This is a genomic window from Idiomarina sp. (assembly GCF_048260185.1).
Taxonomy (GTDB): Bacteria; Pseudomonadota; Gammaproteobacteria; order Enterobacterales; family Alteromonadaceae; genus Idiomarina.
The window spans coordinates 346026-365761 of sequence record NZ_JBLXHB010000001.1 but is presented as its reverse complement, the minus strand read 5'-3'; the positions used below and the strand labels follow the sequence as shown (position 1 = coordinate 365761).

General features: G+C 46.5%; 17 protein-coding genes. 4 read left to right on the top strand and 13 right to left on the bottom strand.

Annotated elements, in window-relative coordinates:
* The 5 genes from ACN0RF_RS01810 to sdhC form a co-directional block, all read right to left on the bottom strand.
* A complete protein-coding gene (locus ACN0RF_RS01810) occupies positions 1-2808 on the bottom strand; it encodes a 2-oxoglutarate dehydrogenase E1 component (RefSeq protein WP_417437853.1) in 2808 nt (935 codons plus the stop codon).
* Between the two features lie 111 nt (positions 2809-2919).
* Positions 2920-3633 carry a succinate dehydrogenase iron-sulfur subunit gene (locus ACN0RF_RS01805; RefSeq protein WP_417437852.1) on the bottom strand — a complete coding sequence of 238 codons (714 nt, stop codon included), beginning with the start codon at positions 3631-3633 and terminating at the stop codon, positions 2920-2922.
* Between the two features lie 13 nt (positions 3634-3646).
* Positions 3647-5413: a succinate dehydrogenase flavoprotein subunit gene (gene sdhA, locus ACN0RF_RS01800; RefSeq protein ID WP_011234748.1), complete on the bottom strand. Its 1767-nt coding sequence runs from the start codon at positions 5411-5413 to the stop codon at positions 3647-3649.
* Entirely contained in the window at positions 5414-5761 is a 348-nt protein-coding gene (sdhD, locus tag ACN0RF_RS01795; RefSeq protein ID WP_011234749.1) for a succinate dehydrogenase, hydrophobic membrane anchor protein, read from the bottom strand.
* Entirely contained in the window at positions 5755-6129 is a 375-nt protein-coding gene (gene sdhC / locus ACN0RF_RS01790) for a succinate dehydrogenase, cytochrome b556 subunit (protein WP_011234750.1), read from the bottom strand. Before sdhC ends, sdhD begins: the two co-directional genes overlap by 7 nt.
* Before the next feature lie 326 nt (positions 6130-6455).
* Between sdhC and gltA the strand changes: the two genes are divergently transcribed.
* Entirely contained in the window at positions 6456-7736 is a 1281-nt protein-coding gene (gltA, locus tag ACN0RF_RS01785; protein WP_273025061.1) for a citrate synthase, read from the top strand.
* Between the two features lie 216 nt (positions 7737-7952).
* Positions 7953-9299 (top strand): KamA family radical SAM protein, encoded by a 1347-nt coding sequence (locus tag ACN0RF_RS01780; RefSeq protein WP_011234752.1) that lies wholly within the window; start codon positions 7953-7955, stop codon positions 9297-9299.
* Here ACN0RF_RS01780 and kdsB read toward each other — a convergent pair.
* The 5 genes from kdsB to ACN0RF_RS01755 are packed head-to-tail and all read right to left on the bottom strand — an operon-like array spanning position 9296 to position 15308.
* Positions 9296-10057, bottom strand: a complete 762-nt coding sequence (kdsB, locus tag ACN0RF_RS01775; RefSeq protein WP_417437851.1) for a 3-deoxy-manno-octulosonate cytidylyltransferase — start codon at positions 10055-10057, stop codon at positions 9296-9298. The genes ACN0RF_RS01780 and kdsB overlap by 4 nt on opposite strands.
* Positions 10054-10251: a Trm112 family protein gene (locus ACN0RF_RS01770; RefSeq protein ID WP_011234754.1), complete on the bottom strand. Its 198-nt coding sequence runs from the start codon at positions 10249-10251 to the stop codon at positions 10054-10056. Before ACN0RF_RS01770 ends, kdsB begins: the two co-directional genes overlap by 4 nt.
* On the bottom strand, positions 10238-11227 hold the full coding sequence (lpxK, locus tag ACN0RF_RS01765) for a tetraacyldisaccharide 4'-kinase (protein ID WP_417437850.1): 990 nt from the start codon (positions 11225-11227) through the stop codon (positions 10238-10240). The genes ACN0RF_RS01770 and lpxK overlap by 14 nt, the downstream gene beginning before the upstream one ends.
* Positions 11227-12975 carry a lipid A export permease/ATP-binding protein MsbA gene (gene msbA, locus ACN0RF_RS01760; protein WP_034821296.1) on the bottom strand — a complete coding sequence of 583 codons (1749 nt, stop codon included), beginning with the start codon at positions 12973-12975 and terminating at the stop codon, positions 11227-11229. Before msbA ends, lpxK begins: the two co-directional genes overlap by 1 nt.
* Positions 12976-13010: 35 nt before the next feature.
* Positions 13011-15308, bottom strand: coding sequence for a DNA internalization-related competence protein ComEC/Rec2 (locus ACN0RF_RS01755; RefSeq protein WP_417437849.1), 2298 nt, complete (start codon positions 15306-15308; stop codon positions 13011-13013).
* 50 nt (positions 15309-15358) lie between these two features.
* On the opposite strand from ACN0RF_RS01755, the gene ACN0RF_RS01750 reads away from it, so the two are divergent.
* Positions 15359-15874, top strand: coding sequence for a DUF2062 domain-containing protein (locus ACN0RF_RS01750; protein ID WP_011234758.1), 516 nt, complete (start codon positions 15359-15361; stop codon positions 15872-15874).
* Here the strand turns inward: ACN0RF_RS01750 and ACN0RF_RS01745 are convergent.
* From ACN0RF_RS01745 to ACN0RF_RS01735, 3 genes are read right to left on the bottom strand one after another with little or no spacing between them, the layout of a single operon-like run.
* Positions 15871-17106 (bottom strand): lipoprotein-releasing ABC transporter permease subunit, encoded by a 1236-nt coding sequence (locus ACN0RF_RS01745; RefSeq protein WP_417437848.1) that lies wholly within the window; start codon positions 17104-17106, stop codon positions 15871-15873. The two genes, ACN0RF_RS01750 and ACN0RF_RS01745, sit on opposite strands and share 4 nt — an antisense overlap.
* Positions 17106-17792 (bottom strand): lipoprotein-releasing ABC transporter ATP-binding protein LolD, encoded by a 687-nt coding sequence (lolD, locus tag ACN0RF_RS01740; RefSeq protein ID WP_034821302.1) that lies wholly within the window; start codon positions 17790-17792, stop codon positions 17106-17108. Before lolD ends, ACN0RF_RS01745 begins: the two co-directional genes overlap by 1 nt.
* The gene (locus tag ACN0RF_RS01735) at positions 17785-19014 is read right to left on the bottom strand and encodes a lipoprotein-releasing ABC transporter permease subunit (protein WP_417437847.1); all 1230 of its coding nucleotides are present in this window, start codon (positions 19012-19014) and stop codon (positions 17785-17787) included. The genes lolD and ACN0RF_RS01735 overlap by 8 nt, the downstream gene beginning before the upstream one ends.
* Before the next feature lie 106 nt (positions 19015-19120).
* Here ACN0RF_RS01735 and ACN0RF_RS01730 point away from each other — a divergent pair, with 106 nt between their 5' ends.
* On the top strand, positions 19121-19729 hold the full coding sequence (locus ACN0RF_RS01730) for a PilZ domain-containing protein (protein WP_417437846.1): 609 nt from the start codon (positions 19121-19123) through the stop codon (positions 19727-19729).
* Positions 19730-19736: the final 7 nt, after the last annotated feature.

The window sequence follows — 19736 nt, the reverse complement described above, 5'->3', positions numbered from 1 at the left end:
CTATTTAATGGTTAGCGCTTCGTCAACAAGGTTTTGCTGCTGCTTGTTGTGCTCTGAAATGTATCCGACCGCCGGTGCGGCTGACGCACTACGACCACGATAAGACAACTGAGCTCCTTTCGGAATTGCGGCCCAGAAGTGATGCTGGCTGCTATACCACGCACCCTGGTTCTGAGGCTCTTCCTGACACCAGACAAAATCTTTAACGTGCTGATAATCTTGCATAATTTCTGCCACTTCCTCCGCAGGGAACGGGTACAACTGTTCGATACGAATAATGGCAACATCTTCTTGTTCACGCTCGCGGCGTTCTTTCAGTAAATCGTAGTAGACTTTACCTGAGCAGAATACCACGCGTTTTACTTTTTTCGGATTCAGATCATCGATTTCACCAATCGCGTTCTGGAATCCATGATCCGCTAAATCATCCATTTCTGAAACCGCTAACGGATGACGTAACAATGACTTAGGCGTCATAACAACTAACGGGCGGCGAACCGGACGTAAGTGCTGACGACGGATCATATGAAAAACCTGTGCAGGCGTTGTCGGTACACAGACTGACCAGTTGTGATCAGCTGATAATTGCAGGAAACGCTCAAGACGGGCTGAACTGTGCTCTGGACCCTGGCCTTCGTAACCGTGTGGCAATAACAATGTTAAACCACATAAACGTCCCCATTTCTGTTCACCAGAACTTAAGAACTGGTCAATAACCACCTGAGCGCCGTTAACGAAGTCACCAAATTGAGCTTCCCACATAACCAAAGACTGCGGTTCAGCCGTAGCGTAACCGTATTCGAAGGCCACAACCGCGGCTTCTGATAAAACCGAGTCGTAAATTTCAATTTGCCCCTGATCTGAACCTAAGTTGTTCAGTGGCATATAGGTAGAACCATCTTTTTGGTTATGCAATACCGCGTGGCGGTGGAAGAAGGTACCACGGCCGCTGTCCTGACCGGTCAAACGAATATGAGTACCGTCGTTAACTAAGGTGGCATAAGCCAAGGTTTCAGCGAAACCCCAGTCCATTGGTTTATCGCCTTTCGCCATTTTCAGACGTTCTTGATAAACTTTTTCAACACGGGAATTCAGCTTGTCTTCTTCCGGATACTGAGTGATTTTTTCACCCAGGTTTTTCAGTTTGTCTGCTGAAACTTTGTAGTCGTACTCTACATCCCAGTCGTTTCCAATATAGGGAGACCAGTCAACAGAGTGCTGACGCATAGGACGGTGTTCATCAACCACCACTTCGCCTTTATCTAATGCATCACGATAGTCAGACATCCACTGCTTAGCTGTGTCTTCATCTACTATCGACTTCTCTATCAGACGCTTGCCATAAAGCTCGCGGGCAACGGGTTGTTTTTTAACTTTTGCATACATCAGCGGCTGTGTTGCACTTGGCTCATCGGCTTCGTTATGTCCATGACGACGATAACAAACCAAATCAATAACCACGTCGCGCTGAAATGCATTACGGTAATCAAGCGCTAACTGAGTGACAAAAACAACGGCTTCAGGGTCATCCGCATTAACGTGGAAAATTGGCGCCTGCACCATCTTGGCAATGTCAGTACAATACTGAGTAGAGCGCGCATCTTCCTGTTTAGATGTAGTGAAACCAACCTGGTTATTCACCACGATACGGATAGAGCCGCCTACACGGTAAGCACGTGTCTGCGACATATTAAACGTTTCTTGTACCACACCCTGACCGGCAACAGCAGCGTCACCGTGAATGGTAATAGGCAGCACTTTTTTGCCTTCCGGGTCTTTCAGGCGGTCCATGCGCGCACGAACCGATCCCATAACAACCGGGTTTACAATTTCAAGGTGCGACGGGTTAAAGGCCAATGCAAGGTGGACGTCGCCGCCCGGGGTCGCATAATCAGAAGAAAAGCCCATATGATATTTAACATCACCTGAGCCCTTTGTGCTGTCATGCTTGCCGGCAAACTCGTCAAATAAGTCCTGTGGTTTTTTACCCAGAACGTTGACCAAAACGTTCAAACGACCTCGGTGAGCCATACCAATAACGACTTCCTTGGCACCTTGCTCACCAGAGCGTGAAATGAGTTCTTTCAACAACGGAACCAGACTGTCGCCACCTTCTAATGAAAAGCGCTTAGCTCCCGGGAATTTTGACCCAAGATACTTTTCCAGTCCGTCAGCGGCTATCAGCTCTTTTAAAATTTTAGTCTGCTGTTCTTTTTCAAACTTGGGCTTTCCAAGAACACCCTCCAACCGTTGCTGAATCCAGCGTTTTTCCTCGGTTGAAACAATGTGCATGTACTCGGCACCAATAGAGCCACAATAAATATTTTCCAACGCCTCGTGAATATCACTCAGCTTCATTGTGTCTTTGCCAACAGCTAAAGAGCCGACATTAAACTCGCGTTCTAAGTCGTCTTTGCTTAAATCGTGGAAGTTTAATGAAAGGTCTGGAACGGTTTCCTGTTTCCATAAACCAAGAGGATCAAGGTTGGCGTGCTGATGGCCGCGGAATCGGTAAGCATTAATGAGCTGTAAAACTTTAACTTGCTTCTGATCTGCGGCAGTCGTGCTGCCTGTTTGAGATTGCTTGAGCTTATTCTTAGCGGCCTGGCGAAACTGCTCCCGGACATCGCTGAGTTTAGTATCAACAATGTGATTATCCTTCGGCAACGCATCGAACATTTGACGCCATTCATCACTGACTGCCGTCGGATCATCCAGATACGCCTCAAACATTTGTTCAATGTAGGCAACGTTACCACCGGCTAGATGCGATGTTTCTAACCATTCACGCATTACACCATCTTGCATTGCGTTTCCTTCACCTGAATAGATAAACCGTTTTTATAAAAAAATAGCCATCCTTTGTGGGATGGCCATCCACAACATCAACCGTTCAAATTGGCGCGACAATTTAACGAGTTAAACAGCGCGACTCAAAAGCATCGATTTGATGTGTCCAATAGCCTTTGTTGGATTCAACCCTTTTGGACATACGTTAACGCAGTTCATGATTCCGTGACAACGGAATACACTAAAGGCATCATCAAGTTCGTCCAGACGCTCGTCCGTTGCTGTGTCACGACTATCAATTAAGAAACGATAAGCGTGCAGCAGACCAGCTGGCCCAACAAATTTATCCGGGTTCCACCAGAACGACGGGCACGAAGATGAACAACATGCACATAAAATACATTCGTAAAGACCATCAAGCTTAGCACGGTCTTCCGGCGACTGCAGTCGTTCACGCGCTGGTGGCGTTTTGTCATCGTTGATAAGGTACGGTTTGATTTTCTCGTACTGTTGATAGAACTGGCTCATATCAACAATCAAATCACGAATGACAGGCAAGCCTGGTAGCGGACGAATCACAATTTTGTCTGATTTCAAAGAAGACAAATGAGTGATACAAGCCAAACCATTTTTACCATTAATATTCATACCATCGGAGCCACAAACACCTTCACGGCACGAGCGGCGGAATGCCAGCGATGGATCTTGTTCTTTCAATTTGATCAGTGCTTCTAGCACCATCAAGTCCTGACTGTCTTCCATCTCCAACGTGTACTCTTTCATGTGAGGCGCGTTGTCGACATCAGGATTGTAACGATAAATTGAAAATGTGTACTTTTTCATATTACCCTCCAACTTAGTAGGTACGAGCTTTCGGAGGGAAAGCTTCACGCAGTTTAGGTGCCATATTGACCTCCCGCGTCACCATATCTTCCTTTTCAGGACGATAAACAGTGTGTACTAACCACTTCTCATCATCACGATCCGGGTAGTCTGCACGGCTGTGAGCACCGCGACTTTCTGTACGGAAGCTGGCAGCAACTGCAGTTGAGTAAGCCGTTTCCATCAAGTTATCTAGCTCAAGGCACTCGACGCGCTGAGTATTAAACTCTTTAGAGGTGTCATCAAGACGGGCGTTTTTCAGACGTTCGCGAATTTCGCGCAGCTCAGCAAGCCCTTCTTTCATTGAATCGCCTTCGCGGAAAACCGAGAAATTAAGTTGCATGCACTGTTGCAGGTCTTTCTTAATTTGTGCCGGATCTTCGCCTTTTTGAGTGTTTTCCCAACGATTATAACGCGCTAGTGCCGCGTCAATGTCGTCGCTACTTGCTTCTCGGGCTTCTACGTTAGCTGCAAGCGTTTCACCCAGGTGCATACCAGTTGAACGACCGAATACCACCAGGTCAAGCAGTGAGTTACCGCCTAAGCGGTTAGCACCGTGTACGGATACACAAGCAATTTCACCACAAGCAAACAGCCCTTTAACGTGAGATGTCTGACCATCGTCACCGACAGTCAGGACTTGTCCATTAACGTCCGTCGGAATACCGCCCATCATATAGTGACAGGTAGGAATAACCGGAATAGGCTCTTTCACCGGGTCAACGTGTGCGAATGTACGTGATAAATCACAAACACCCGGCAAACGGCTTTCCAGGGTTTCTTTACCCAGATGATCCAGTTTCAGTTTAAGGTGAGTACCCCATGGGCCTTCACAACCACGTCCTTCACGGATTTCAGTCATCATAGCGCGTGAAACAACGTCGCGTGATGCCAAATCTTTCGCGTTTGGCGCATAACGCTCCATAAAGCGTTCACCGTCTTTGTTCAGCAGGTAACCACCTTCACCACGACAACCTTCTGTAACAAGCGAGCCCGCTCCGGCAATACCGGTTGGGTGGAACTGCCACATCTCCATATCTTGTACAGGAACGCCGGCACGCAGTGCCATACCAATACCGTCACCGGTGTTGATATGAGCATTGGTCGTTGAAGAATAAATACGACCCGCACCGCCGGTAGCAAGAACAACGGCCTTAGCTTTAACAAAGTAAACTTCGCCGCTTTCGATATCCATGGTGGTTACACCACAAACTTCGCCGTCTTGGTTCTTAACGATATCCAGCGCGTACCATTCTGAAAATACGGTGGTTTTTTTCTTCACGTTTTGCTGATAAAGCAAATGCAGCAAAGCGTGACCGGTACGGTCAGCTGCAGCGGCAGTACGAGCAGCCTGCTCGCCACCAAAGTTCTTCGACTGACCACCAAATGGACGTTGATAAACTTTGCCGTTTTCAAAACGCGAGAATGGTAAACCTAAGTTTTCCATTTCTAAAATAGCTTCAGGGCCAGCTTTACACATGTATTCGATAGCGTCCTGGTCACCAATATAGTCCGAACCTTTAACGGTATCGAACATGTGCCATTCCCAGTTATCTTCATGCGCATTACCTAATGCTACGGTAATACCACCCTGAGCAGAAACTGTGTGAGAGCGTGTTGGAAACACTTTGGACATCAACGCGCAGCTCAATCCCTCTTGGGAAATTTGCAGTGCTGCTCGCATGCCGGCACCGCCAGCACCAATCACCACTGCATCATATTCTAAAGTTTTAACAGTCACTTAAACACCCCACAGTACGAATAAGCCAGTGAGCCAAACAGCGATCAGACCAACGCTGAAAACCAGTTGAATAAAAGCTCTGAGACCGGACGCTTTCACGTAGTCTGTTGATACTTGCCAAATGCCAATCCAGCCGTGAATTAACACAGAGGATAAAGCCAGCATAGTGAACACTTTCATCCAAATGTTGGCAAACAACCCACTCCACACTTGATAAGTTACATCTGGCGTAGAAAGGAAGAACCCAGCCATGAACAGTGAATATAGAACCATTACAATCGCGCTGGCTCTCAATAAAATAAAGTCATGAGAACCGCTACGACCAAAAGTAGCTGCTGCTGTTACCATAGCCAAACTCCTACTAATACGGAAAAGATCACAGAAAGAGCAATTGAGACAATTGCGCTGATTCTTCCGGAATCGAGTTCTTCCCAGTAGCCCATGTCCATTACTAAGTGACGCAGACCAATGATTAAGTGAAATCCTAGCGCTGTCAAAATACCCCAGCCAATAAATTTAGCGATAAAGCTGGTCATGATACTCTCGATTTGAGCAAAGCCTTCAGGGCCACTAAGTGACACGGCAAAAGCCCAAATTAGAAAAGCCAGAGAGAACAGCATAGCAACACCGGAAATACGATGCAGTATGGATGCTTTGGCAGCGGCAGGAAGCTTGATAGTTGATAAGTCTAAATTAACAGGTCTTTCTTTTTTCACGATAGATTGCCTTTTAATAAAGCACAAAAGAAATGCAATTTTCGTTTGCGCGACACAGAAACATGCCACCAATACGGCGCAAAGTATATCTAGCCAAGCTATTAATTACAACGACAAACTCAGATTTGAACGCTGACTAAAATACGCTTTACTACTAAAGTCTAACCTAACAAGATAATTCTTCAATCTGAGTAATCTTTTCGTCATGTTTATTACGTATATTTCGCTATAATTGGTTCATGTTCCCCGATTAAAATTGACATTTACGGGCATGATCGAGTTAAATTAGCGCACTTTTTCAAAGTAGATAGCGAGGAGAATTCCTTATGGCTGATCGTAAAGCCACTTTACAGATTGACGGCCAATCCATTGAATTGCCGGTACTATCACCAACGGCAGGAAAGGATGTAGTTGACGTCCGAACTCTGGGAAAACATGGTTATTTTACTTTTGACCCCGGGTTTCTGGCTACAGGCTCTTGCGAGTCGGCTATCACCTATATAGATGGTGAAAACGGCGTTTTACTGCACCGCGGTTACCCTATTGGTGAGTTAGCAACTAAAGCAGATTACTTAGAAGTTTGCTACATGTTGTTGCACGGCGAAGCTCCTACCGAAAAGCAATACCATGAATTCAAAAACACCATTACTAAACACACTATGGTGCATCAGGGAATTCACAATTTCTTTAATGGTTTCCGTCGCGATGCTCACCCTATGGCAATGTTGTGTGCCGTAACAGGTGCTTTATCATCGTTTTATCACGATGACTTAGACATTCATGATGAAAACCAACGTTTACGCAGTGCTTACCGCCTGATTGCTAAAATTCCAACAATTGCAGCAATGGCTTATAAATTCAGTATTGGTCAACCTTTCGTTTACCCACGTAACGACTTAGGTTATGCAGAAAACTTCCTGAACATGATGTTCTCGGTTCCTGCGGAAGATTACAAAATAAGTCCTGCGGTAGCTCGCGCTATGGATCGCATTTTTACTTTGCATGCTGACCACGAGCAAAACGCGTCAACTTCAACCGTACGCCTTGCTGGTTCTTCAGGTGCTAATCCTTACGCATGTATCGCTGCGGGTGTTGCATCTTTATGGGGACCTGCTCACGGTGGTGCCAACGAAGCTTGCTTACGTATGCTGGCTGAAATTGGCTCGGTTGAAAACATTCCGAAATACATCGAGAAAGCAAAAGACAAAGACGATCCTTTCCGCCTAATGGGCTTTGGTCACCGTGTATACAAAAACACCGACCCTCGTGCAACGGTAATGCGTGAATCTTGCCACGAAGTACTGAAAGAATTGGATCGTGATGACCCATTACTTGACGTCGCAATGGAACTGGAGCGTATCGCTCTGGAAGACGACTACTTCATTGAAAAGAAACTCTTCCCTAACGTTGACTTCTACTCAGGTATCGTACTGAAAGCTATTGGTATTCCTACCAATATGTTCACCGTTATCTTTGCGCTGTCACGTACTGTCGGCTGGGTTTCTCACTGGCACGAAATGATGGGCGAAGAAAACCAGAAAATTGGTCGTCCTCGTCAGTTATATACTGGTTATACAAAACGCGAGTTTTCACCAATTAAAAAATAAATTGGTTTGAGTTAAGAAGGCGCTCGGTTGAGCGCCTTTTTTTATGCCCGCTCTTAATTAGTTTGAGTACATTGCTTTTCACACCTTACAGAACGTGCAACGAAGCCTTAAATTCTTTATACTACGTCGCATTTCGTTGGTCGCCAAAGAGAGAGCTGACAGACAAATTCATTTTCAACGTGCTTTAGCAGGTTGCAGATAATTACAGAGAGGCTTATGCAGCAAGTAGTCAATGTACAACAACCCATCATTACACCACGTAAATTCAAGGTATATCAGCATCGCCAGTTAGATAAAATTGAGGCGTTAAAGAAAGTTCCTGATGACATGCGTTTTGAAATGAAAGTCGTCGCTAATGTACTGCCATTCAGAGTTAATGAATATGTATTTAACGAACTGATTGACTGGGAAAATGTACCCAATGACCCGCTGTTTCAGCTAACTTTCCCGCAAAAAGATATGCTGGAGCCTTCTGCGTACCAGCGCATGGCAGACCTAATGTCAGGCAAGCACACCACCAATGAAGTGTTTGATTTGGCGACTCAGCTACGCGATGAAATGAACCCTCACCCTGCCGGACAAATGCAAATGAATGTGCCGCATGTTGACGGTGAGCCTTTGCCGGGCATGCAGCATAAGTACCGCGAAACGGTGCTCTTTTTCCCGGCTCAGGGGCAGTACTGCCATTCTTACTGCACTTTCTGCTTCCGTTGGGCGCAATTTGTCGGTAAAGCTACCCGCTTTAATTCAAATGACGCGGATCAATTGCACCGCTATCTGGCTCAGCACAAAGAAGTTACTGACTTGCTGGTGACCGGCGGCGACCCTATGGTTATGCGCACGCGCAAGCTGGCCCATTACTTAGAGGGTTTACTGCAACCTGAGTTCGAGCACATTAAAACCATACGCATTGGCACTAAATCATTAACCTTCTGGCCATATCGCTTTATCACCGACCCCGACGCGGACGATTTACTGCGTTTATTAGAGCGCTTAGTTGATGGTGGCAAGCATGTGTCGATAATGGCGCATTTAAACCACCCGAATGAATTACGCACTGAAGTATGTCAGGAGGCCATTCGTCGCCTGCGCGCTACAGGTGTTCAAATCCGCTGTCAGGCTCCTTTACTCAAGCACATTAATGACGACCCGGATGTCTGGGCTTCTATGTGGGAGAAGCAGGTACAACTCGGATTAATCCCTTATTATATGTTTGTCGAGCGGGATACCGGAGCAAAACGTTACTTTGAAGTACCGCTGGAGCGTACCTGGGAAATTTTCCAGAAAGCGTACCAGCAGGTTTCAGGTATAGCTCGTACCGTGCGAGGCCCCTCGATGAGTGCCGGCCCGGGGAAAGTAGAAGTTCAGGGTGTTACTGAAATTGCTGGTGAGAAAGTCTTTGCCTTACGCTTTATCCAGGGGCGCAATCCGGACTGGGTACAACGTCCCTTCTTCGCTAAATATGACCCAGATGCCACCTGGCTGCATCACTTAAAACCAGCTTTTGGTGAAGAAAAATTCTTTTTCGAAGATGAGTATTCAAAAATGTCGGCGATGGATTAACCATCGCCTGCCAGTTTTCGTGCCCGCTGCAGGTCCTCTTCAGTATCAATACCTGTAGCCGGTGCGAGAATAGCTTCAGCGACATGAATACGCTCTCCGTGCCAAAGCACCCGCAGTTGTTCTAACGACTCAAGCTGTTCAATAGGACTTGGCTCCCATTCAACATAACGTCTGACAAAACCTGCCCGATAAGCATAAATACCAATGTGACGATGATAATGCTCAGTAACCACATTTGTCGTCCGGTCTGCAGAAAAATGCTCTCTGTCCCAGGGAACTGCGGCGCGGCTAAAGTACAGCGCATAACCCGCAGCATCGGTAACCACTTTTACCGTATTCGGGTTAAAAATATCTTTAGCGTCGGTAATAGGCACGGCCAGCGTCGCCATAGGTGCCTGCCGTTGATTCGCTAAATTATCAGCAACCTGTCGAATAATCTCAGGCGGAATAAAAGGTTCATCACCCTGTACATTAACCACCACTTCGTTTTCTGCCAGAGCTAATTGTTCGATAACCTCAGCCAAACGTTCCGTACCCGAGGAGTGCTCACTTGAGGTCATCATTACACGACCACCAAACTTATCAACACCCTCTTTAATCCGCATATCATCGGTAGCAACTATGACTTCGGCAGCGCCACTAGCCTCAGCTCGCTCAACCACATGCTGAATCATCGGCTTACCGGCAATATCGGCTAAAGGTTTGCCCGGCAAGCGGCTGGAACCGTAACGGGCGGGAATGACAACGGTAAAACTCATGAAGGAACCTTTTCTAACTCTTCTGAAGATAACTCGCGAGCCTTATCCGCTATAAGCACGGGAATATTCTCGTCTATTGGGTATGCGAGGCGTTCTCCGCGGCATACTAGCTCGTCTTTATCGGCGTAATAGGTCAGTTTCCCTTTACACTTTGGACACGCCAATATTGCTAATGTCGTTTTATCGATGGCCATTTTTCTTCCTTTCCAGCTCTGCCAATAAGTTAGTTTTCATCACTTCGGGCAGCTTCGCTTCAATTGTTTGGTAATACCAGTCAGCTTGCGCAAAAGAGTGGCATTTACCGGCATCTTTTTCTGTCATTAATATAGGGTTACTGGTCAGGTTAGAAAAGTCCTGTTGGCTAAAAGCGTGATGATCCGCAAAGCCCTGACTGTTCTCCAGTTCAATACCCTGTTCAATTAGCGAGTTAAAAAATCGCTGCGGATAACCAATACCAGCCACGGCATTAAATTTGCTCTCGGTTTTTAATTCAACTTGCTCGTTATTATCAACCCGGTACCAGTTGCCAGGCTCGACGTCCACTACATGCCGGGCGAATGCATGGCGACCATAGTTAGAAATAACCCAGTCCGCACCTTTCAGACGCCATGGGCCTTCCCGTAATGGGCCCGCAGGCAATAACCATCCATTTCCGGTTCCTCGTTCAGCGTCTATCATAATTAATTCAATGTCGCGTTTGAGTGCGTAATGCTGTAGCCCGTCATCACAAATAATAACGTCTACTTTGGGGTGTTGTTCCGCCATAAGTTTTGCGGCCTGAGCACGCTTGGGCGCAATAACAACAGGGCAGCCAGTGCGACGACGCATGAGCAAAGGTTCATCACCGGCTTTTTCCGGAGAGTCGCTCTCTAAAACCTCGTAAGGAAAAGGCCCTTTTGCACCGTAACCACGACTGATAATGCCCGGATTCCAGCCCTCATCTTTGAGCCATTGGCTTAAGGCCACAACCATAGGTGTTTTGCCAGTGCCGCCCACGCTAATGTTCCCCACCACTATGACCGGAACATCGGCTTTATAGCGAGACATTAGGCCAAAAGCATAAAAACTGCGACGCAAATTTGTTACCAGCCAAAACACCAGCGACAGTGGTGTGAGCAAAAACAGTAAAGGGTGCAGCCTGGCTTTATACCACTGCTTTTGAAGCCACATTAGGCGCCTCCACTAAACTGTAAGTTATGCAGCTGAAAATATGCGCCTTCCTGATCAAGCAATTGCTGGTGTGTACCGCGTTCAATAATCTCACCATTGTCCATAACTAAAATTTCATCAGCATTTTCAATGGTTGATAAACGGTGTGCAATGACAATAGCTGTACGGTTTTTACGTAAGGTTCCCAGGGCATCCTGAATATGACGCTCGGACTCAGTATCCAACGCCGATGTCGCTTCATCCAGTATCAGAATAGGCGCGTCTTGTAATAGCGCACGGGCTATGGCTATACGCTGACGCTGACCACCGGATAACATCACCCCATTCTCGCCCACCATAGTATCCAGGCCTTTCGGCATGCTGTCGGTGAATTCAGTAACGTATGCTTGTTCAGCGGCTTTAATAATATTTTCACGTGATACATCTTTTGAAGCGCCGTAAGCAATGTTGTTTGCTATGGTGTCGTTAAACAAGGTTACATGCTGAGACACCAGCGCAAACTGACGCCTTAGGCATTTCAGTTTATAATCGTTAATATTGTGGCCATCAAGCAGAATGCTGCCCTGCTCTACATCGTAGAACCGCGTAAGCAAGTTCGATATTGTCGACTTACCACTACCTGAACGGCCCACCAGCGCCACAGTTTTGCCCTGATCAACTTTAAAATTAATGTGCTCTAACGCAGGTTCATCATCTTTTTGATAAGAAAAGGTCACATCATCAAAAACAATATCACCTGCTGCACGATCAACCACTCGCGAACCTTTATCAACTTCAATCGGCTCGTCCAGAATTGCAAACACGCTGGTTGCCGCCGCAATACCACGCTGGAAATCACTGTTAACGTTAGTCAGCTGCTTTAACGGGCGCAGCAACATGATCATAGCGGTAAGTAACGTAGTAAAAGCACCGGCCGAAAGCTCACCCAGCATTTCTGGAAAACTGGCAATAACCAGGACCATAGAAAGGCTTAACGAAGCTATAAACTGAATAACTGAAGTGCTGATAGCCCGGGTATTCACCAGCTTCATATTCTGGTTACGGGTAATATTATTTATTTCCGAAAAACGTGTCGACTCACCTTTTTGCCCCTGATGCATGATCACAACCTTATGGCCGTTGATCATCTGCTCTGCAGTTGTGGTTACATTACCCATAGCGGTCTGAATACGACTACTTACTTTACGGAAACGACGTGAAACAACCCCGACAACTTTTGCAACCAAGGGGCCTATCACCAAAAATACCAATGATAATTGCCAGCTTTGATAAAACATCAAACCCAATAAACCGGCGACGAACGCGCCTTCTTTCACCAAGACCAAAACGGCCCGGCTACTCGCTTCCGCCACCTGTTGAGTGTCATAAGTTATTTTTGAAATCAAGTCACCGGTTGAATGCTGGTCATGGAAACCCACCGGCAGTTTCATCATATGGTCAAAAAGCTGCTGCCGCATTTTAGTAACGACTTTAAACCCCACCCAATGCAGGAAATAGCTGGAAGCAACATTCAAAGAACCACGAAGGATGAAAATAAAAGGAACAAAGAGGGCACCGTAAAGCAATATATTAGAGTCTTGCTCTGTTAACCCATCATCTATTAACGTTTCAATTTGGGATAAGAACAATGTATCAATGGCAGAGTAACCAATCATACACAGGATAGCAGCGATAAAAGCTGCCTTATAAGGTTTGATATAACCTAATAAGCGTTTAAAGGTCGTCTTCTTTTTTAGCTGAGAATCCATGTAGTCTCAAATAAGTCATTAACACTTTTGCCATTCTACCTGTTTTCAAAGGGTAACTCCAAACTCCATGTGTTGCCGTCACTAACAATAGTCAGTTGCCCGCTGTCCCTGGTTCCAAACCAAGGCTTTTGAGTACGGGAGAGCCTTTCCAGTGTATAGCGGTGAGGAAAGTCATAGCCACTATGCTTACCGTAGCTGATAAGATAGACGTCAGCATTAACCGCCTGTAACAGAGGCCAACTGGTCGATGTTTTGCTGCCATGGTGTGGAATTAACAGAACATTAGAGTTAGCTTCTGACTGTTTATGTAAAGACTTCAGCAATAATTGCTCTGCCGTCATTTCAATGTCACCGGGCAAAAACATATTGAAGTTTTTATAACTGATGCGTAGTACACATGAACGATTATTTTTACTTAACCGATTTGTATTCTGATACGCAGGCGTTGGCCACAAAACCTCCCATCGCGTGCTGTTCCATTCACCTGTATCACCGGCGCGACAAGGTTTATCACTAGCATCCCCGCGCCACTCTAGCTGAGGATACCTTTGCTTAAGAAAATCTCTGCCGCCGTTATGATCTCTGTCGCCATGGCTGATAAAAACCAGCTCAGGGCGCAAACCATGGTAATTAAGAAAAGGTTCAATAACAGATTCTGCAACACTGAAACCGGAGTTAAACTCAATACCGGTATCAATTAGCATGGCTTTACCGTCTTTCTCTAGCACCACAGCCTGACTTTGGCCCACGTCCAGAACATGAAGACGCAGTTTCCCGTCCCGTTGATTAAAAAATAAAAAAGCAGCAACAGGCAAACACAGTAATAGACCTAACCGATGCCAGCCGCGGCTTACCGGCAACAACAAAGCCGCAGCAAGTGCGAACAAAGCAGCAAACCGCGCTGCACGGGTTATTGGCCATTGGTTCAGTTCCAGCCAATTAGCCGGGTGCCCCGCTACAGCTTCTAATAGTGGGTTCAAATAGCTAACGGGAAATTCAGCCAATTGCCAAAAAAGGACAGCGAAACCAGAATCAAACAACACCAAAACCGTTCCTATTAAAGACAGCGGCAATAACCAAAAACTGATAACAGGTAACACCAACAAATTGACGACGGGAGCAAAAAGCGAAAAACCACCAAATAATAAAAATGATAAAGGAGACATCACCACCAACAGCAGCCACTGAATTGACCAGAGGCTTTTTACCGCGGAGAAACGACCACGACTTTTGCTCCATCGCCAACTGACAAGAAAAAGTGCGGCAACGGCAGTAATAGATAACCAAAAACCGGGATCCTGCCAGGCAAAAACATCAACCACTAATACTGCTGCCACCACTCGCAACAATAAACTTAGCGGATTTAATTTGAGATTTAACACAATATGCAGAAGAACCACCAGAAACATGGTTAACGCTCTGACAGTCGATATTGAGAAATCTGCCAGGCCGGCATAACCAGTTACCGCCATTGCCGCGAAGGCTAGCGACCACAGTCGGATGTTTAGCCGCTCTCTGGTTTGTAAGCTGATGGGAAAACAGTAAAAACAAAAACGAAAGAACAAGACAGCGGCTCCGGCGACCATCCCCAAATGTAAACCGGAAATGGCCAGGCTATGAGCTAACCCCGTTTTTTGCCAAATTTCACGAGTGGCGGAGGTCAACAAGCTGCGTTCGCCAATCGTTAATGCAGCCAATATACCCGGTTCAGATAAGTCAGCTTGTTCTATGCCATTGAAAATTTTTTGTCTAAAACTTATTGAACGGGTCAATTTTTCGCCGCCTTTAACTGTTCCTAAGGCATAAATATTATTGCGCAGTAAGTATTGCCGGTATCGAAAACTCCCCTGGTTGCGATAGTCAGTTGCCTGTTTCAACTTCACTTCCAGTTGCCAACGCTCACCAGCTTTCGGCACCTGTTTATGCTGGCTGTTATACCAGTTCAGTTGAACCCGGGGTTGCTGCCAGAATGGTAAAATTTTACCAGACAGAACTTCTACCCGGCCTGTCATACGTATATGAAAAGGGTAACGACGCGATATTTCATCTACAACAAGCGTTAGCTGAGTTTCCCGGTCAATCAACCGGTCAGGTACAGCGCGTAAATTTTGCCAATAAAGGTTGGCATTAGCCCATAAAATACCGCAAAATAACACCATCATTAGTAGTACGATGGTTCGCTGTTTTACTTCCCTCTGTCTAAAATACAAAAAAGCATAAGCTATCGCCAAAAGTAGTAGAGCGATAGTTGAAACAATTAGCCAAAATTTAATGTCAGAGTGTAACGAGGCGGACAATATTCCGCCGATAAAGACCAGTAACCAACGATCCATCGTTGCTCCTTCCCTGGGGCAGTAACCGGATAGGTAATAAACGTCATATTATGGCCAGACGCTTCATTAAACGCTTAATGCCTGATCATCAAAAAGTGCGCGAATCCAAAGCGATTCGCTTATTCGGCAGCCTTCTGCACGACGCAAACTTATGGCACTTAAACCGACGGTCAGCTTCAGGCGCATTTGCAGTCGGTCTATTCTGCGCTTTTATACCGGTTCCTTTTCAAATGTTATTAGCGGCAGCGTCGGCAATTCCTTTTCGCGTTAACCTGCCACTTTCGGTTGGGCTTGTCTGGGTTTCAAACCCTATTACTATGCCGCCAATGTTCTATCTGTGCTATTTAGTCGGCAATGCCCTGCTGGCAGAGCCACCACAACCCTTTGCTTTTGAACTTAGCTGGGAGTGGTTAATGCACAGCATTTCGACCATCGGTCCAGCATTACTGCTTGGATGTTTGATTCTTGGCACGTTATCCAGCTTTATTGGTTATATCGGTATTCGCTTACTTTGGCGCCAGTCTGTGGTCAAAGCCTGGCGCCGTCGCAACCCTGAAGGCAATTAAGTACTTTCGTGCAAGGCTTTGGCGGGTTCCACTTTGACCGCCCGCCAGGCTGGATAAATAGTGGCGAGCAAACTCATTAGCAATGCCACACTGGCCACTAGAATAACGTCACCCCAAGCCCATTCGGAAGGCACCTCACCAACAAAGTAGATATCGTTGGAAAGCACTTTAAAGTGAAACCAGGATTCAAGTGTCAGCATAATATCGGGTAAAAACTGAGCCAGAAGTATTCCACAGGCACAACCAATAACCACCCCATAAAGACCATTCATTAACCCCTGCAACACAAAGGATTGCAGTAAGGACTTGTCTTTCATACCCAGGGTTTTCAACATGGCAATTTGGCTGCGCTTTTTCGCTACCGTCATAATGAGTGTTGAAACAATATTAAAACAGGCTACAGCCATAACCAGAATCAAAACCAGATACACTACCCAGCGCACCAACTCAATATCGCGATATAAATGACCGTGACTTCGGGTCCAGTCATCCAGATAGACCAATTCTGGCAACTGGTTACCTATTTCCCGGGCAACCGCAGGAGCCGAAAAAACATCCTTTAACCGCAAGCGTACCGAGCTGACATCGCTAGCAAAACTCAACTCATTCTTAGCCGTTTGCAGAGAGACGTAGGCATTTTGATAGTCAATTTGTCCGCCAAATTTAAACAACCCAGTGACTTCCAGTCGCACCCGTTCCGGCGAGCGGAAACCTCGCTCAGACTTTTCCGGGGTAAGTAAGGAAACAGAATCGCCAACAGCTAAATTCAGCTTATCGGCTAGCCCCGCCCCTAACAGCAAACCACCTTCCTGCTGCCAGCGTTGCCAGTCTTCGCTGCTTACATAATCAGATAAGGCCGATACGTTTTGTTCCTGCTCTGCAGATACTCCCCGAACCTGAATACCATGAAAAGTTGACTGGGTTTGCACCATGACGGTGGAATTAATTCCCGGAGCCGCCGCTATAACTTCCGGATGCTGCCGGGCAATTTCCGCAACCTCCTGCCAGTCTTCCAGTGCGCCCTCGACGGCACTGTACTCGACCTGCGGAACAACCGCCAGTAACCGCTCTTGCAGCACCTGATTAAACCCGTTCATCATCGACAAAGCCGCAATTAAAACCGCGCAACCAAGCGCTATACCAATAGTGGATGAGACCGATATAAACGACAAAAAGCCCTGTTTCGCAATACCTTTACGAAAGCGTCGGGCTATTAACCAGGCAAGCTGCATTAGCCTTGCTCCTTATACAAAATTCCATTTTTTAAAACTTCTACGCGCTGCAGTTGCTCAGCCAGCTGTAAGTCATGAGTGACCACAATAAAAGCCGTGCCCATTTCCTGGTTCAGCTCCAGCATTAACTGATAAATACTCTCAGCCGCTTCACCATCGAGGTTACCGGTTGGCTCATCAGCCAGCACAACCTGTGGTTTATTCACAAAAGCCCTGGCTATTGCAACCCGTTGACGTTCACCGCCGGAGAGCTGTGCCGGACGATGCGACAACCGATGCTCTAACCCCACGCGTACTAAAAGCTGCTCAGCCTGCTGTTTAGCTTCCGTCGGACTTTTACCAGCTATCAGTTGCGGCATAGCGACATTTTCCAACGCTGAAAACTCCGGTAATAAGTGGTGAAACTGATACACAAAACCAAGGTTCTGGTTACGCCACTGTGCCAACTTGTCAGCTTTCCAGGGCGTCATTTCCTGATCTTTATAAAATAATTGGCCCGATGAGGGTTTATCCAGCCCCCCTAACAAATGCAGCAAGGTGCTTTTACCCGAACCTGACGCTCCGACTACGGCAACCATCTCTCCGGTTTGCAGAGCAAAATCAATGTCTTTTAAAACGGTAACCTGGTCGCCCCCGTCCTGATAAGATTTACTCAATTCTTTGCAACGCAACAGCGCGTCAGTCATAGCGTAATGCCTCCGAGGGTTGAACATGTGCGGCTTGTGATGCGGGATATAAGGTTGCCACCAAAGTTAAGGTAATTGCGGCAACCGCGGTAATAATAACCTGAGACACGTTAATAATAATTGGCAGACCTTCATCTGATCCGGCGAAGATCTGTGCACCGAATAAAGCCAGAATATCATTCAAATACCAGCTCAATACCAGCCCCAGAATAACGCCAATTAATGACCCCAGCACGCCGTTATAAAGTCCCTGCAATAAAAATACCGTGCGTATACGTCCGTTAGATAAACCCAACGTTTGTAATATGGCGATATCGTGTCGTTTGTCATTTATCACCATAATAAGGGCCGATAAAGTATTAAACGCAGCAACCGCAATGATTAGCGCCAGCATTAACCACATCATTCGCTTTTCCATGCCCACAGCTTCAAATAACTGGCCATAATTTTGTCGCCAGTCGCTGGTCGTTAATTGCGTTTTATTGCGCAGACTTTCTGCCACTTGGGGAGCTTTAAAAGCGTCATCTAAAAATAACTGCAGCCCACTCACTTTTCCTTCAGGTAAGCGAATTAAACGAGCCAGGTCCTTTCCATGGGCAAAAACAACCGATTCATCGACCTCTGAGCCCATAGAAAAGAAGCCGGTAACGACAAAGCGGCGCTGCGACGGCACCAGCCCAAAAGGAGTATAAACCCCGCCCTGAGCGGCGATAATTCGAATGCTATCGCCAACGGTTATTCCTTGTTTTTGCGCCAGTCGCTGACCTATTATCAAGTGGTAACTGCCCGAGGTTAAACTGAGCCAGTCACCAACCACCATTTTATCTTCAAGCGAAAGAGGTATCTCGCCCACATCCGGGTAAATGCCCTGTATATTGGCTACCGACATCTTTTCTGCAAACTGCAATATACCCTGCGTTTGCACATACGGCATTGACCCTTTAATAGCTTTTAATTCAGGCAGTTGTCCCTGGGTTTTACGCCAGTCTGTCAGTTCCGTCGTGCTGTCAGCATCGGTTAGCGTTACCTGAGGAACCGCGCCCAGAATGCGCTCTTTTAATTGGCCTTCAAAACCGTTCATAACCGACATGACCACCACCAGAGCCATAACCCCAAGGGCAATACCGGCAAAGGCAAAGCGGTTGATAAAGGCGGTAAACGCAGACCCCTGCCTTGCCCGACTATAACGCAGGCCAATAAACAGCACGACCGGCTGAAACATATACCCTCAATTATTTGATGGTTGCTAATTCATAACGAGCAAGGATAATGAGTTGTATTGAGCCTGACAACTAAAAGCCGACACAATGACGCAATCGCAGACATCAATGACATCACCAATCGGAGATTTCTTCACCGTAAGAGATCGTTTCCCGGTCAATTTAATTGCGCTGGATTCGGCTGGCAGTATCCCTGACGAAGACGCGTTTATTGCCGAGATTCCGGAACTATTTACTATTGCGTCCAGTATGGCTGAAAGCGATCAGCAACAACTGCAAAGCATTAAAGTTGAACAGTCGTCAGGCAGTGCTCTGGTCGCTTTTCTAGAGCAGCAACATAAGCGTATGAACATATTGTTGGGCTACATGCTCCGCAACGAAGATGACCCGGCTCACCGCTTTGAAGGCGTTGAATACGGCGGCGGCGGTATTCGCATAATAAATGAGTCGCCACTAACCGAAGGTCAGACATTTCAGGCAAAACTTTTTTTTAAAGAGGAAGCTCTGGCAATTTACTGTTATCTGACAGCTGAAAACTCAGAACCAGAAGACGAAGGTGAGACTTATCGTTGCACTCTCAGCTTTGCTCAAATTCGCGAGGAAGATCAGGAGTTATTGATTCGGGCCAGTCTTCATGCCCAGAGTCGCCAGCTTAAAGAGCGTTCCAAACAACGCCGCGAAGAAAAACAAAACGACAACCTGTCATCCAAATCCTGATTGATTT

Excerpts from the sequence above, each read along its gene's own strand:
- ACN0RF_RS01810 (WP_417437853.1), bottom strand. The coding sequence starts at position 2,808 with ATGCAAGATGGTGTAATGCGTGAATGGTTAGAAACATCGCATCTAGCC.
- lpxK (WP_417437850.1), bottom strand. The coding sequence starts at position 11,227 with ATGTGGCTTCAAAAGCAGTGGTATAAAGCCAGGCTGCACCCTTTACTG.
- msbA (WP_034821296.1), bottom strand. The coding sequence starts at position 12,975 with ATGGATTCTCAGCTAAAAAAGAAGACGACCTTTAAACGCTTATTAGGT.
- ACN0RF_RS01730 (WP_417437846.1), top strand. The coding sequence starts at position 19,121 with ATGACATCACCAATCGGAGATTTCTTCACCGTAAGAGATCGTTTCCCG.
- lolD (WP_034821302.1), bottom strand. The coding sequence starts at position 17,792 with ATGACTGACGCGCTGTTGCGTTGCAAAGAATTGAGTAAATCTTATCAG.
- ACN0RF_RS01755 (WP_417437849.1), bottom strand. The coding sequence starts at position 15,308 with ATGGATCGTTGGTTACTGGTCTTTATCGGCGGAATATTGTCCGCCTCG.
- ACN0RF_RS01770 (WP_011234754.1), bottom strand. The coding sequence starts at position 10,251 with ATGGCCATCGATAAAACGACATTAGCAATATTGGCGTGTCCAAAGTGT.
- kdsB (WP_417437851.1), bottom strand. The coding sequence starts at position 10,057 with ATGAGTTTTACCGTTGTCATTCCCGCCCGTTACGGTTCCAGCCGCTTG.
- ACN0RF_RS01735 (WP_417437847.1), bottom strand. The coding sequence starts at position 19,014 with ATGTTTCAGCCGGTCGTGCTGTTTATTGGCCTGCGTTATAGTCGGGCA.
- ACN0RF_RS01750 (WP_011234758.1), top strand. The coding sequence starts at position 15,359 with ATGGCCAGACGCTTCATTAAACGCTTAATGCCTGATCATCAAAAAGTG.
- ACN0RF_RS01805 (WP_417437852.1), bottom strand. The coding sequence starts at position 3,633 with ATGAAAAAGTACACATTTTCAATTTATCGTTACAATCCTGATGTCGAC.
- ACN0RF_RS01780 (WP_011234752.1), top strand. The coding sequence starts at position 7,953 with ATGCAGCAAGTAGTCAATGTACAACAACCCATCATTACACCACGTAAA.
- sdhD (WP_011234749.1), bottom strand. The coding sequence starts at position 5,761 with ATGGTAACAGCAGCAGCTACTTTTGGTCGTAGCGGTTCTCATGACTTT.
- gltA (WP_273025061.1), top strand. The coding sequence starts at position 6,456 with ATGGCTGATCGTAAAGCCACTTTACAGATTGACGGCCAATCCATTGAA.
- ACN0RF_RS01745 (WP_417437848.1), bottom strand. The coding sequence starts at position 17,106 with ATGCAGCTTGCCTGGTTAATAGCCCGACGCTTTCGTAAAGGTATTGCG.